Here is a 14,622-nt window from a genome sequence, read left to right on the forward strand (position 1 = left end):
CCAGCCAGTCCTCGGCACACGCCCCGGACACGCGATTGTTCAGCAGTCTCCTAGGCCCATGGTCCGTGGGACCTCCGTCGCAGGACCAAGGTCCCACGTGGTGAGACGCGCGACGACCGGCGGGCGGTCGCTGGGGATCCCTCGGGCGGACGGGCCGGCTGCCGCACGGTCGACGGGCCGCACGGTGCCGGCGCAGCGTCCGGCTGGCTCAGCGTCCGGCGAGCTCCGCTGCCCTGACGTACTCGCGCTGCGCCGCCTCGAGCGTCAGCGCCCAGTCGTGCGTCGGCCGGTCCGCCCTGGCCCTGGCCTGCAGGCGTGCCAGCAGCGCCGGTTCGCGCGACAGTCGCACGAGGGCCCGCACCATCGCGGCGTCGTCGTCCACGAGCAGGCCGTCCACGCCGTCGGTGACGAACTCGGCGATCCCGGTCGCCCGGTGCGCGACCACCACGAGCCCCGCGGCACGCGCCTCGAGCGCGGCGATCCCGAAGGCCTCCAGGACGGCCGGCGCCACGAAGACCTGCGCCTGGGTGTAGGCGGCCCGCACCCCGGCGCGCTCCAGCCGACCCCGCAGCCGCACCACGTCGGTCAGACCCGCACGCGCCACGCGGCGCTCCATCGACGCCCGCGCGGGCCCGTCCCCGATGACGTCAAGGGTCAGCGATCCCGGACCGAGCTGCGCCACGGCGTCGGCCACCACCCCGATGAGCGCCGGGCCCCGCTTGCGCGGCGCGAGCCGCATGGTCGCGACGCAGCGCAGCGGCCCGGCCGGCGACGGCGCGGTGGCGTCCGGCGCCCAGCGCGCCAGGTCCATCCCGTTGGGCACCACGCCGACCGGCGCGTCGAACACCTCGCCGACCCGCTGGGCCGCCGCACCGCTCACCGCCGAGAGCGCCATCGGGGCGCTCGCCCAGCGTGAGCGCCGCACTGCCGCCCGCAGGGCCGGGACCGTCCCGTCGAGCATGCAGTGCCACGTCACGACCACGGGCACGCCGGCGTCCACCGCCACCCTCGCCCCGTCGAAGGCGAACGGCGAGAGCACCCCGGCGTGCACGTGCACGACGTCGGGTCGCAGCTCGCGCAGCAGCGCGCGCACCCGGGGCGGCGCAGCCGGGTTGACGGGCAGCCCGAACGGGATGCGGGCCCCGAGGCGGTGCACCCGCACGCCGTCGTCGTCCTGCACCAGCCCGCCGCGCTCGCCCGCGGGGCCGGGCGTCGCCGTCAGCACGTGCACCTCGTGCCCCTGCGCGACCTGCGCGCGTGCCAGGTCCCTGACCTGGGTCTCGATGCCACCCGTCCGTGGCGGGTAGCAGTCCGAGACGTGGACGATGAGCACGCCGTCACAGTAGTGCCGCGGCGCGGTGATCACCCCGGGGAGGCTGCCGCAACCCTGGGCGTGCGGCGCGGGAGCCGTCGACACCTTCAGCCGCGGCCGGGAGGTGCCGATGGTTCAGGAGACGGCGGACGGAGGACCCCGGTGAATCACGCGCGCGCTGGCGCGGTGCACACGGCCTTCGGCGCGCTCGCGACCGCCCTGTGCGTGCTCTACGCGACGACGGTCGGTCCGGCGCACAACCTCGCCGTCCTCCTCGCCAGCCTCGTCCCGGCCGTCGTGGTCGTCGGGATGCTCGTGCGCGACCCGGGATCGGGCGTCGCCTGGTGGGCCGTCCTGGGCGGGTTGACCGCGCTCACCGTCGTCAACACGGGAGCCCTGGTCGCCGAGGGCATCCGTGGGCTGCCCAGCTGGGACTCGCCCGCAGCACTCGCCTTCCAGTCGATCGGCTACCTCGGGCTCCTCGTCGGCTGCGCCCTCGTGACGCTCCCCCGGTCGCGTCGGCTCGGCCATGGCGCGATCGACGCCGCGATCATCGGGATCGGCACGGCCTCTGCGGTGTGGGCGGGGCTGCTCGGACCCGGCATGCGCGCCCACGGCGCCAGCGTGACCAGCCAGCTCCTCGTGCTGATCACCGTCGTGCTCATCAGTGCGATCGTCGGCACCGTCGTGCGCGCCGCCGCGCTCACCCGCGACGCCAGGGAGCCCGTGGCCTACCTGCTCCTCGCCACGGTCGCGACCTGGGTCGGCACCGTCGCCGGCGGGCTCACCGCGGACCCAGAGACCGGCGCCGAGGCTCCGTGGATCCGCTACTGCTGGATCGTCGGCTACCTGGCGCTGGCCGCCGCCCTCGCCCACCCGGCGTTCGGCCGGATCGCCCTCGCCCGAGCAACGGACCCCGGGCGGTTGACCGGGCGACGCCTCGTCCTGCTCGGCCTCGCGCTGACGATCAACCCCCTCATCGCGGCCGCGACGCTCCTCGTGGGCCGTCGGTCCGACGCGATCCTGCTCTCCATCGGCACGCTGGCGCTCGTCCCGCTCGTGCTCGCCCGCATCGACGGGCTCGCGCGCCTGCACGCCGAGGCCCTGGCCCGGCTCACCCGGCTGGCCACCCTCGACGAGCTGACCGGGCTGCCCCATCGCCGGGGCGTGACCCAGCGGCTCGAGGCAGCGGTCGGCCGGTTGCGGACGGGCGACTCCCCCGGCCTCGTGGTGATCTTCCTGGACCTCGACGGCTTCAAGGAGATCAACGACAGCCACGGGCACCACACCGGCGACCAGCTGCTCGTGGCGGTCTCGCACCGCCTGCGGCGCTCCGTGCGTGCGGCCGACGTCGTCGGCCGTTTCGGCGGGGACGAGTTCGTCATCCTGCTCGAGGGGGACCCTGCCGTCGTGCAGGACGCCGTCGTGGCCACCGTCGGCCAGGTGCTGGCGGAGCCCGTCCACCTGGCGGACCTCGTGACCCGCGTGACGGCCAGCGTGGGCGCGGCGAGCGCCCTGCCGGGCGACCACATCACCGCCGAGGAGCTGCTTCGCGCGGCCGACGCCGCGATGTACCGGCGCAAGCGCGAGCGCGAGGCAGAGCGGGAGCCCTCGGCGCTCCCGTGAGCCGCACTCGGCCGTGCCGTCGCCCGACGGCCGACCGGAGCTACCCGACGAGCGGGTGGCTCACTCCCATTCGATGGTGCCCGGCGGCTTGCTCGTGACGTCGAGGGTGACCCGGTTGACCTCCGGCACCTCGTTGGTGATCCGCGTGGAGATCGTGGCCAGGACGTCGTACGGCACGCGCGACCAGTCGGCCGTCATCGCGTCCTCCGAGCTCACCGGACGCAGCACCACGGGGTGGCCGTAGGTGCGCCCGTCGCCCTGCACGCCCACCGAGCGCACGTCCGCGAGCAGCACCACGGGGCACTGCCAGATCTGCCGGTCCAGCCCGGCGCGGCTCAGCTCGGCGCGGGCGATGGCGTCCGCCGCGCGCAGGATCTCCAGGCGCTCGGCCGTGACCTCGCCGATGATCCGGATGCCCAGGCCGGGCCCGGGGAACGGCTGGCGCCAGACGATGGCGTCGGGCAGCCCGAGCTCGAGGCCGACGGCCCGCACCTCGTCCTTGAACAGGTCGCGCAGCGGCTCGACGAGCTCGAACTGCAGGTCGTCCGGCAGCCCGCCGACGTTGTGGTGGCTCTTGATGTTCGCGGCGCCCTCGCCGCCGCCCGACTCGACGACGTCGGGGTACAGCGTCCCCTGGACGAGGAAGCGCACCTCGCGCCCGTCCGTGCCGCCGGCGACGACCTCGCGCGCCGCCGCCTCGAAGGAGCGGATGAACTCGCGACCGATGATCTTGCGCTTGGTCTCCGGGTCCGTCATCCCGGCGAGCGCGACGAGGAACTGCTCGCGCGCGTCGACGACCATGAGGCGCACCCCGGTCGCGGCGACGAAGTCCTTCTCGACCTGCTCGGCCTCGCCGGACCTCAGCAGCCCGTGGTCGACGAAGACGCAGGTCAGCTGGTCCCCCACGGCCCTCTGCACCAGGGCCGCGGCGACCGCCGAGTCCACGCCGCCGGAGAGCCCGCAGATCACCTGGGCGTCCCCGACCTGCGCGCGGACCCGCGCGACCTGGTCGACGACGACGTTCCCTGCCGTCCACGTGGGCGAGAGCCCGGCCCCGCGGTAGAGGAAGTTCTCCAGCGCGTGCTGGCCGAGCGGCGAGTGCTTCACCTCGGGGTGCCACTGCATGCCGTAGAGCCGGCGCGCGCGGTCCTCGAAGGCGGCGACGGGCGATCCCGTGGACGTCGCGAGGACGGTGAAGCCCGCTGGTGCGGCGTGCACGGCGTCGCCGTGGCTCATCCACACGGACTGCTCGGTGGGCGAGCCGGTGAGCAGCTGCCCCGCGTTCGCGACCGCGACGTGCGTGCCGCCGTACTCGCGCGCACCGGTCTGCGCGACCGTCCCACCCAGCGCCCGGGCCATCGCCTGGAAGCCGTAGCAGATGCCGAGCACCGGCACCCCGGCGTCGAACAGCGCTGCGTCCACCGCGGGGGCGCCGTCGGCGTAGACGCTCGACGGCCCGCCGGACAGGATGACCGCCGACGGCCGCTTCGCGAGGATGCGCTCCACCGACCAGGTGTGCGGCACCACCTCGGAGTAGACGTGCGCCTCGCGCACCCGGCGGGCGATGAGCTGCGCGTACTGCGCCCCGAAGTCGATGACGAGAACGGGGCCGTCGCCGGTCTGCGGCTGGGTGGCGGTCACGCGGCGAGTCTAGAGCGGCGGCCCGACGGCGGGCGCTGCCGTCCCGCGACCCGGTCGGCCCGACGCGATCTGCGCGTCGCCCGCGGCGTGCACGCGGCGCTCGACGACGAACGACAGCACCGGGACCACCCCGGCGAGCACCATCGCGACGAGCCGGCCGAGGCCCCAGCGCATCGTCGACCACACGTCGACGACGGTGACGAGGTAGACGACGTAGATCCACCCGTGCGCGAAGGGGATCCACTCGATCCAGCGCAGCACGGACTCGTCGGGCCGCAGCCCGTACTTGATGCCCATCTCCAGGGTCAGGACGAGCAGCATCACGCCGGTCACCCACGCCATCACGCGGTACCGCCTCAGCGCACCCTGCGCCCTGGGCGCCCACTGCCTGCCTGCCACCGTGACCTCCACCGTCGTCGTCGGGCACCATCCTGCCCTGGCCCGGACCGCGGAATTCACGTCGCCGGTCCGGCCGGGACGGACGTACCGTGGTCGATCGTGCGCCCCATGCCCTACCGCGACCCCGGCACCCCGCCGCTGACGTCCGCGACCGCCTACCTGTGGTGGGTGGCGCGCGGCCAGCTCGGGCTGTCGCTGTCCGCCGCGGCCTGGGGGACCCTGGCCTTCGTCGCCTCGGCGGTGATGCCGTACCTCCTCGGCCACGTCGTCGACACCGGGCTGGACCAGGGGCTGTCCCGCCCGCTGTGGACCGGCTGCCTGCTGCTGCTCGGTGCGGGTTCCGTCGGCGTGCTCGCCAACGTCGTGGAGCACCGGCGCAGCGTCGAGAGCTGGATCCGCGCGGCCTTCCGGTCCTCACAGCTGCTGGGTCACCACGTCACGCGCACCGGCGACGCCGTCACGGCAGAGCTGCCGACCGGCGAGGTCGTCTCCACCGTCGCGTCCGACTCGCTGCGCGTCGGCGAGGTGTTCTGGATCGTGCCGCGGTTCGTCGGGGCCGTCATCGCCTACGCCGTGGTCGCCGGGCTCCTGCTGGCGTGGTCGGTCACGCTCGGGGTGGCCGTGCTCGTGGGCCTGCCCGCCGTCGCGGGGGTGCTCGCGCTCGTGGTGCGGCCGCTGGCCCGGCGCCAGGACGTCCAGCGCGCGGCCTCGGGGCGCCTGACGACGCTCGGGGCGGACACGGTCTCCGGGCTGCGGATCCTGCGCGGGATCGGCGGCGAGGAGGCGTTCGCTGCGCGCTACCGCGAGCAGTCGCAGCGCGTGCGGGCCGCCGGGGTCGACGTGGCGCGCACCCAGTCCGTGCTCGACGCGCTCAAGGTGCTGCTGCCGGGCCTCTTCCTCGCCGGCGTGGTCTGGTTCGGGGCGCACCTCGCGCTGGCCGGGGAGATCACCGGCGGCCAGCTCGTGACGTTCTACGGCTATGCGGCCTTCCTCACGGGCCCGCTCGACGTGGCCACCGAGGCCGTGCAGATCCTCACGCGCGCCGTGGTCGGCGTGCGTCGGATGATCGCGGTCCTCGCCGTGCCCGTCACGGGGGCGGACACCCGCGAGGCACCGCTCGAGCGCGGCCCGGCGATGGGCGACGCCGCGCCGGCGGACGTCGCTCCGATGGCGACCGTCGGCGATCTCACCGACGACGCGAGCGGCCTCGTGGTCCGCGCCGGGCGCGTGACGGCCCTGGTCAGCGCCGACCCGGACGACTCCGCCGCGCTGGCCCTGCGGCTGGGGCTCCTCGGCGCCCACCCGGACGGCCAGGCCGCCGGTGTGCGCCTCGGCGGCGTGGCCCTCAGCGACCTCGGGCTGGCGCAGGTGCGCCAGCGCGTGGTGGTGGCCGAGTCCACGCCGCACCTGTTCACCGGGTCGCTGCGGACAGAGCTCGACGTCCGCGGCACCACCGACGACGCCGTGCTGCTCGCGGCGCTGCACGCCGCGGACGCGGCCGACGTCCTGGAGTCGGTGCCCGACGGGCTGGACGGCGAGGTGGCCGAGAAGGGCCGCTCCCTGTCGGGCGGCCAGCGCCAGCGCCTCGCCCTGGCCCGCGCGCTGCTCACCGACCCGGAGGTGCTCGTGCTCGTCGAGCCCACGAGCGCCGTCGACGCGCACACCGAGGCGCGGATCGCCGGCCGCCTCGCCCAGTCGCGCGCCGGACGCACCACCGTGGTGGTCACGGCCAGCCCGCTCGTGCTCGACGTGGTCGACGAGGTCGCCCTGGTGGCCGACGGCGTCGTCGTCGCGCGCGGGACGCACCGCGGGCTGCTCGACGGCGACGACGAGACGGCCCGCCGCTACCGGTCCGTGGTGTCCCGGGCCGCGGCGGACGACGAGGACGCCGCGACCGCCACGACGACCACCCCGACCACCCCGACCAGGACGGAGGAACCCCGTGCAGCTGCCCATCGCTGACCCCACGATGCTGCGCCGGCACACGACCGGCCTGCTCCGGCGCCACCAGGGCGCCCTCGGCCTGGTGCTGGCGCTGCACGCGCTGGCCGCCGTCGCCGGGCTGGCGGGCCCGTGGCTGCTGGGCCGGATCGTCGACGCCGTCGCCCAGGGCACCGACGGCTCGTTCGTCGACCGCGCGGCGCTGGGCCTCGTCGGGGCCGTCCTGGCCCAGACGGTGCTCATCCGGTACGCCCAGCGCGCCTCCCGCATGCTCGGCGAGACCGTCTTCGCCGACCTGCGCGAGGACTTCATCACCACCGTCACGCGTCTGCCGCTGTCGGTCGTGGAGCGGGCGGGGACGGGCGACCTCGTCGGGCGCACCACCAACGACATCGACCGCGCGCAGCACTCCGTGCGGTTCGGCGTGCCGCAGATCCTCGTCACGTCGGCGACCACCGTGCTCACCCTCGTCGCGGCCTTCGCGGTGGACTGGCGCGTCGCGGGCGCGATCCTCGTCGGGGTGCCGTTGCTGGTGGCGACCACGCGGTGGTACCTGCGTCGCGCAGCCCCCGCGTACCTGCGCGAGTCCGCCTCGTACGCGACCCTCAACGGCTCGATCACCGAGTCCGTCGAGGGGGCGCGGACCATCGACGCCCTGGGCCTCGGCGCGCGGCGTCGGGCACGCGTGGACGCCGACCTGCGCGAGGCCTTCGCCGCCGAGGAGCGCACGCTCGCGCTCCGGACCGTGCTGTTCCCCGGGGTGGACTTCTCGTTCGTCCTGCCGATCGTCGGCGTGGTCGCCTGGGGCGCCTACCTCATCTCCGTCGGCGCCTCCACGGTGGGTGCCGTCACCACGCTGGCCGTCTACGCCCTGCAGCTGGCCCGCCCCGTCGGAGAGCTCATCTACTGGCTCGACGAGATCCAGGTCGGGGCGACCTCGATCGCGCGGATCATCGGGGTGGGCTCCGTCGAGCCGGACCGCCACGCGTCGGGCGCGGAGCCGGACGGCGAGCACGTCGTCGCGACCGGGCTGCGCTACGCGTACCGCGAGGGCCACGACGTGCTGCACGGGATCGGGCTGGACCTGCGGCAGGGCGAGCGGCTGGCCGTCGTCGGCCCGTCGGGGGCCGGGAAGTCGACGCTCGGCCGGATGCTCGCCGGCGTGCACCCGCCCGCCGGCGGCACCGTCACCGTGGGCGGCGTGCCCCTGGTGGACCTCCCGCTCGAGGACCTGCGCGGCCACGTCGCGCTCGTCACGCAGGAGCACCACGTCTTCGTCGGGACCGTCGCGGAGAACCTGCGCCTGGCCAAGGCGTCGGCGAGCGACGAGGAGCTCGCCCGTGCGCTGGGGGCCGTCGACGCTCAGGAGTGGGTGGCCGCCCTCGCCGACGGGCTGGCCACCGAGGTGGGCTCGGGCGGCGCGGCGCTCACCCCCGCCCAGGCCCAGCAGATCGCCCTGGCTCGGCTGGTGCTGCTCGACCCGCACACGCTGGTGCTCGACGAGGCGACCTCGCTGCTCGACCCGCGGGCCGCCCGGCACCTCGAGCGCTCGCTGTCCGCGGTGCTCGAGGGCCGCACGGTCGTGGCGATCGCGCACCGGTTGCACACCGCGCACGACGCCGACCGCGTCGCCGTGGTCGACGGCGGCCGGATCACGGAGATCGGCCCCCATGCCGAGCTGGTGGCAGCCGAGGGCGAGTACGCCGCGCTGTGGCACTCCTGGCAGCGCGACTGACCCCCTGTACGCCTCCGCCGCCGCTGCGGTCGCCCCGCGGTCGCTGCGGTCGCCGTCGCGGCGGTCGCTGCGGTCGCCGTCGCCGCGGTCGTCGTAGCGGCGCAAGGTGCCGGTGCGACGCGTGGTGCCGGGCGAGCGCCTCACCGGCACCTCCCGCACCACGTGCCGCTACGACGCTCGCGGGCCGTCAGCGGGCCTTGACCGACGCCAGGTTCGACGTCGCCGTGAGCCCGGTCGCGTCGGACGCCACGAGCCGGTAACGGTACGTGGTGCCCGACCGCACCGCGGTGTCACGCCACGTCGTGGCGGTCGGGGTCAGCGTGGCCACCGTGGCGAACCGCGTGCAGGTGGATCCCGAGCACCGCTGCACCGCGAGCGCCGTGGTGCTCGTCGACGCGGGAGCCGTCCAGCGCAGGTTGACCGTCCGGCGCACCGTCGAGGCCGCACGCAGGTCGGTGGGTGCCACGAGCGGCGGCGCCACGACCGTGATCGTCGTCCGGATGTAGCCCGAGTGCCCGCGCTCGTCGCTGACGGTCAGGGTCGCGAGGTAGGTGCCCGGTGCGGTGTACACGTGGCTCGTAGTCGGGCCGGAGCCCGTCGTGCCATCGCCGAACGCCCACGCGTACCGGGCTGCCGAGCCGAACTCGATGACGTACGAGCCGGCGCTGTCGAAGGCGACCGTCAGCGGCGAGGAGCCGGAGGTCGGCGTCGCGGTGAGCACCGCGAGCGGTGTGCCGGACATCCCGCCCCAGGACAGCACCGCGGTGTCGGACCACGCCGAGGCGCCGGCGGCGTTGATCGCCCGTACCCGGTACCCGTACTCGGCCGGCGCGGGCTGGCTCTGGTCCGCCCAGAGGTTGAACCCCGCCGGCGTGGTGACGAACGGCGCGAACACGCAGCCGGTCGCGGTCGGGGTGCAGCGCTCGATCTCGAAGCCGGTCTCGTCCGAGGAGTTGTCCGCCCAGGCGAGCGCGATGATCCCGCTGCCGAGCGATGCGGCCATCCCGGACGGCGCCACGGGGACGGTGCCGGCGGCCCGGGCGGGGCCGGCGACGGCGAGGCCAACGACGGCCAGCGTCAGGGCGAGGAGGGCGGACGTGCGCCGCGGGGAACCGGCCCGGCGCTGGACCTGCGGGTGCCTGCTGATGATCGACATGACGCGAGGGTAGGACCGGCACTCGACCCGACGGAAGGGTGTGAGTGACGATTCAACGATGAGAGTCCTCTCATGCGTCGACAGCGGGGTCGTGCCTCACACGACGAGGTCGGTCGGCGCCCCGAGGTAGATGACGCCCGGCGCGTCGACCGCGAGCTCGCGCAGCCCGATCCGTGCGTAGAACGCCCGGGCACCGGTGTTGGTGGGCGAGACCCCCAGGTGCACCGCCGGCACGCCGCGCTCCCGCAGCGCGGTGAGGAAGGTGCGCACCAGCACCCGGCCCACCCCCTGCCCCTGCGCCTGCGGCAGCAGGTCGATGTGCAGGTGGGCCGGGTGGTCGGCCAGACCGGGGTGGACCAGGTCCTCCGGGTGGTGCAGCAGGCCGACCCACTGCTCCTCGCGCGTCGTGGCGGGCTCGACGAGCGGGTAGCGGTGGGCCACCGCCGGGAGCCAGCGGACTGCGTGCGCGGCTGCCCAGCGTGCGGTGTCGGCCGTCCCCAGCACGTAGCCGACGGCCCGGCTCCCGTCGTCCACGACGAAGCACAGCTCCGGCTCGAGCGCGAGGTAGGGACCGGCGAAGACGTCACCGGGCAGGTCGTCGGTGGAGAGCTGGCCGCGGGCGTCACCCCCGTCGTCGGCGGTCCGCACGCAGACGTCGTAGACGGCGTCGCGGTCCGCAGGCCGGAAGGGTCGCACGACGAGATCGCTGGGTGCCACGACCGCATCGTGCCACCGCGGACGGGCCCGGCGCGGGGGTGGCGCCGGACCGTGCCGGCGTCGGCGTGGTCCGGAGCGCGCGGTGGGCCGGCGACGGGGTGGTCCGGAGCGCGCGGTGGGCAGGCGCGGGGGTGGTCCGGAGCGCGGGTGCGCCGGCGCGTCGAGCAGCGAGCAGGGCTGTTGCGCCCGCGGACGAGGTCGTCGTAGCGGCAGCCGGTGCAGGAGTGACCCGTGGTACCCGGTGGGTGCCCCAGGAGCACCACCCGCACCATCGGCCGCTACGACGAACGGCGCGGGCCAACGAACGGCGCGGGCCAACGAACGGCGCGGGCCGACGAACGGCGCGGGCCAACGAACGGCGTTCAGTCCCCTGCGCCGCCCGGGCCGACCCCCGGGGCCACCTGGGGGGCCACCTGGGGGGCCTCCTCGAGCGCCTCACCGGGCATCTCCTCGAGCGCCTCGGCGTCGTCGTCCACGGCCGCCCTGGCCTCGTCGCGCACCAGTCGCACCCACAGGGCGACGGCGAACCCGCCGAAGATCCACCACTGCAGGGCGTACGCGAGGTTCTGCAGCGCGAGGCCGCCACCGGTCTCGGACGGCCTGCCGAGCAGGGCGAGCGAGTCGTCCTGCGCCGGGTCGGAGCCGGAGACCACGAGGTAGCCCGTGTACATCGGACCACCCCAGCGGTTGACCAGCTCGGCCGGGCTGACCGCGTCCACCTGGCCGGCCGGCAGGTCCGCACCGGTGCCCCCGGCCTCCCCCGCCTGGAGGTAGCCGGTGAGCTCCACGGGGCCACCCGGCGCCGGTGCTGCGGCGGCGGCCGCGGCGTCCGGGACCCAGCCGCGCACCACGGCCAGCGTCGCGCCCGTGCCCTCGACCGTCATCGGGGTGAGCACCAGCAGGCCCGTCCGGCCCTCGATCGCGCGCCCGGCCACGAGCAGCTCGTCCGGGCCGTAGGTGCCCGTGACGACGACGCTGCGCCCGGTGAGGTCACCGGAGAACCCGGTCTGCGGGGCGAGCACGTCGGCGAGGGGCGCCGGGGCGACCCGCTCGGTGTCCTCGGCCGCCGCCGCGGCCCGGGCCTCGCCGCGCTCGGCCGCCCGGTCCAGCTGCCAGACCCCGAGCCGCCCGCACACCGCCGCCGCGCCGAGGAGCAGCACCAGCAGGACGAGCATGCGGGGCGACCGGGCCGTGCGCAGGTAGGCCGGCGAGCGGTCGGCGGTCATGCGCATCACGGTACCTCGCGGGCGGCGGGACGACGCCCGCGCGCCCCCCGGGCTGCGCGGCGGGCCCGAGGTGTGGTGGGGTGGGGGCGGGCGCCGCACGCAGACGGGGGCGCGAGGCCGGCCGGAGCCGATCCGGGGTCAAACGTCCCATGTTTCACGGACCGCGCACGGCACCCTGGGAACGCTCGGCGGACCACCCGCCGGGTCCGGCCGCACAGGAGCGCGCGACATGACGTCTGTGACCCACCACCCCTCCCCCTGGGCGACCCGCGAGGGCGCCCCCGTCGACGACGCCACGCTGCAGCGCATCGACGCCTGGTGGCGCGCGGCGAACTTCCTGTCGGTGGGCCAGATCTACCTGCTCGACAACCCGCTGCTGCGCGAGCCCCTGACGCGCGACCACGTCAAGCCGCGACTGCTGGGCCACTGGGGCACCACGCCCGGCCTGACGTTCCTCTACGCCCACCTCAACCGGGCGATCGCCGAGCGCTCGCAGTCGACCATCTACCTCACCGGCCCCGGCCACGGCGGCCCCGGGCTGGTCGCCTCGGCCTACCTCGACGGCACCTACTCGGAGGTCTACTCCGACATCACCCAGGACGCCGAGGGCCTGCGCCGGCTCTTCCGCCAGTTCTCCTTCCCCGGCGGCATCCCGAGCCACGTCGCACCCGAGACCCCCGGGTCGATCCACGAGGGCGGCGAGCTCGGCTACGTGCTCTCGCACGCCTACGGCGCGGCGTTCGACAACCCGGACCTGCTCGTCGCGGCCGTCGTCGGCGACGGCGAGGCCGAGACCGGCCCACTGGCGACCAGCTGGCACTCGAACAAGTTCGTCCACCCAGCCAACGACGGCGTCGTGCTGCCGATCCTGCACCTCAACGGGTACAAGATCGCCAACCCGACCGTGCTGGCGCGCATCGGCGAGGACGAGCTCAGGTCCCTCATGGTCGGGTACGGGCACACGCCCTACCTGTTCACGGCGGGGTACGACGACGAGCCGGCCGTGGAGACCCACCGCCGCTTCGCCGTCCTGCTCGACGAGGTGCTCGACCAGATCGCGGCAATCAAGGCCACGGCGGCGGCCGGGGACCTCGAGCGCCCGATGTGGCCGATGATCGTCTTCAAGACCCCCAAGGGCTGGACCGGCCCCGCGTCCATCGACGGCAAGAAGACCACGGGCTCGTGGCGGGCGCACCAGGTTCCCCTGGCCAGCGCGCGCGACACCCCCGAGCACCTCGAGGTGCTGCGCGAGTGGCTCGAGAGCTACCGCCCGGCGGAGCTCTTCGACGACGCCGGCCGCGTGCACGCCGACATCGCGGCGCTCGCGCCGGCCGGGGCGCTGCGGATGAGCGACAACCCGCAGGCCAACGGCGGGCTGCTGCTGCGGGACCTGCGCCTGCCCGACTTCCGCGACTACGCGGTCGAGGTGCCCGCGCCGGGCGGCTCGATGAGCGAGGCGCCCAAGGTGCTCGGCCAGTGGCTCGCCGACGTCATCCGGCTCAACCCCGACAACTTCCGGATCTTCGGGCCGGACGAGACCGCGTCGAACCGCCTGCAGTCCGTCTTCGATGCGACCGACAAGCAGTGGGACGCCGCGTTCGAGGGGCCCGAGGTCGACGAGCACCTCGCCCGCGCCGGTCGCGTGCTCGAGATGCTCTCCGAGCACCAGTGCCAGGGCTGGCTCGAGGGGTACCTGCTCACCGGGCGGCACGGCCTGTTCAACTGCTACGAGGCGTTCATCCACATCGTCGACTCGATGTTCAACCAGCACGCCAAGTGGCTCAAGGTGACCAACGACATCCCGTGGCGGCGCCCGATCGCGAGCCTCAACTACCTGCTGTCCAGCCACGTGTGGCGCCAGGACCACAACGGCTTCTCCCACCAGGACCCCGGGTTCATCGACCACGTGGTCAACAAGAAGGCCGAGGTCGTCCGCGTCTACCTGCCGCCGGACGCCAACACCCTGCTGTCCACCTACGACCACTGCCTGCGCAGCCGCAACTACGTCAACGTCGTGGTCTCGGGCAAGCAGCCGGCGCCCAACTTCCTCACGATGGACCAGGCCGTCGCGCACTGCACGCGTGGCCTGGGCATCTGGGAGTGGGCCGGCACGGAGGTGGCGGGCAAGCAGCCCGACGTCGTCCTGGCATGCGCGGGCGACGTGCCGACCGTCGAGGCGCTGGCCGCGGCGGAGATCCTGCGCCGTGAGCTGCCCGTACTCATGGTGCGCGTGGTCAACGTCGTGGACCTCATGCGCCTGCAGGACGAGCAGGAGCACCCGCACGGCATGTCCGACCGGGAGTTCGACAACATCTTCACGGCGGACCGTCCCATCGTCTTCGCCTACCACGGCTACCCGTGGCTCATCCACCGTCTGACCTACCGCCGCAACGGGCACGCGAACCTGCACGTGCGGGGGTACAAGGAGGAGGGCACGACGACGACGCCGTTCGACATGGTCATGCTCAACGACCTCGACCGGTTCAAGCTCGTCATCGACGTCATCGACCAGGTGCACTGGCTGCGCTCCGGCCAGGCGAACCTCCGCCAGAAGATGGTCGACGCCCGCCTGGCCGCCCGCGAGTACACGCGCGACCACGGCGAGGACATGCCCGAGATCCGTGACTGGGTGTGGCCCGATGCAGGGGATACTGCTCTCGGGCGTGGTGGCCCCGAGCAGGGACGCCCGGCCGCCACCATCGCCACCGGCGGGGACAACGAGTAGCGCCTCCGGCGCGGGAAGCAGCACGGACGTGGCACGCAGCATCTACATCACCTCGGCCGAGGGCGACACCGGCAAGTCGACGATCGCCCTGGGGGTCGTCGACCTGCTCACCCGGAGCGTGCAGAAGGTCGGCGTCTTCCGGCC

The 14,622-nt window shown here is 74.6% G+C and carries 10 protein-coding genes; 4 read left to right on the plus strand and 6 right to left on the minus strand.

Annotated features, from left to right (window positions below; translation table 11 throughout):
- Positions 1-208: 208 nt before the first annotated feature.
- On the minus strand, positions 209-1,366 hold the full coding sequence (locus PKY62_RS08750; RefSeq protein WP_324536327.1) for a glycosyltransferase family 4 protein: 1,158 nt from the start codon (positions 1,364-1,366) through the stop codon (positions 209-211).
- Positions 1,367-1,474: 108 nt separating this feature from the next.
- Here PKY62_RS08750 and PKY62_RS08755 point away from each other — a divergent pair, with 108 nt between their 5' ends.
- Positions 1,475-2,938: a diguanylate cyclase gene (locus PKY62_RS08755; RefSeq protein WP_324536328.1), complete on the plus strand. Its 1,464-nt coding sequence runs from the start codon at positions 1,475-1,477 to the stop codon at positions 2,936-2,938.
- Positions 2,939-2,998: 60 nt separating this feature from the next.
- Here PKY62_RS08755 and guaA read toward each other — a convergent pair whose 3' ends face one another.
- Together guaA and PKY62_RS08765 are read right to left on the minus strand one after the other, a co-directional pair.
- Positions 2,999-4,579 carry a glutamine-hydrolyzing GMP synthase gene (gene guaA, locus PKY62_RS08760; RefSeq protein WP_324536329.1) on the minus strand — a complete coding sequence of 527 codons (1,581 nt, stop codon included), beginning with the start codon at positions 4,577-4,579 and terminating at the stop codon, positions 2,999-3,001.
- 9 nt (positions 4,580-4,588) lie between these two features.
- Positions 4,589-4,978, minus strand: a complete 390-nt coding sequence (locus PKY62_RS08765; RefSeq protein WP_324536330.1) for a DUF3817 domain-containing protein — start codon at positions 4,976-4,978, stop codon at positions 4,589-4,591.
- A gap of 108 nt (positions 4,979-5,086) precedes the next feature.
- Between PKY62_RS08765 and PKY62_RS08770 the strand changes: the two genes are divergently transcribed.
- A complete protein-coding gene (locus PKY62_RS08770) occupies positions 5,087-6,940 on the plus strand; it encodes an ABC transporter transmembrane domain-containing protein (protein WP_324536336.1) in 1,854 nt (617 codons plus the stop codon).
- The gene (locus tag PKY62_RS08775; RefSeq protein ID WP_324536331.1) at positions 6,921-8,654 is read left to right on the plus strand and encodes an ABC transporter ATP-binding protein; all 1,734 of its coding nucleotides are present in this window, start codon (positions 6,921-6,923) and stop codon (positions 8,652-8,654) included. Before PKY62_RS08770 ends, PKY62_RS08775 begins: the two co-directional genes overlap by 20 nt.
- 187 nt (positions 8,655-8,841) lie before the next feature.
- On the opposite strand, the gene PKY62_RS08780 is transcribed toward PKY62_RS08775, so the two are convergent.
- The 3 genes from PKY62_RS08780 to PKY62_RS08790 form a co-directional block, all read right to left on the minus strand.
- The gene (locus tag PKY62_RS08780; RefSeq protein ID WP_324536332.1) at positions 8,842-9,810 is read right to left on the minus strand and encodes a PKD domain-containing protein; all 969 of its coding nucleotides are present in this window, start codon (positions 9,808-9,810) and stop codon (positions 8,842-8,844) included.
- A 96-nt stretch (positions 9,811-9,906) separates the two neighbouring features.
- Entirely contained in the window at positions 9,907-10,527 is a 621-nt protein-coding gene (locus PKY62_RS08785; RefSeq protein WP_324536333.1) for a GNAT family N-acetyltransferase, read from the minus strand.
- Positions 10,528-10,889: 362 nt separating this feature from the next.
- Positions 10,890-11,753 carry an SURF1 family protein gene (locus PKY62_RS08790; protein ID WP_324536334.1) on the minus strand — a complete coding sequence of 288 codons (864 nt, stop codon included), beginning with the start codon at positions 11,751-11,753 and terminating at the stop codon, positions 10,890-10,892.
- A 229-nt stretch (positions 11,754-11,982) separates the two neighbouring features.
- On the opposite strand from PKY62_RS08790, the gene PKY62_RS08795 reads away from it, so the two are divergent.
- A complete protein-coding gene (locus PKY62_RS08795; protein ID WP_324536335.1) occupies positions 11,983-14,478 on the plus strand; it encodes a phosphoketolase family protein in 2,496 nt (831 codons plus the stop codon).
- Positions 14,479-14,622: the final 144 nt, after the last annotated feature.

The organism is Actinotalea sp., assembly GCF_035443605.1.
Lineage (GTDB): Bacteria > Actinomycetota > Actinomycetes > Actinomycetales > Cellulomonadaceae > Actinotalea.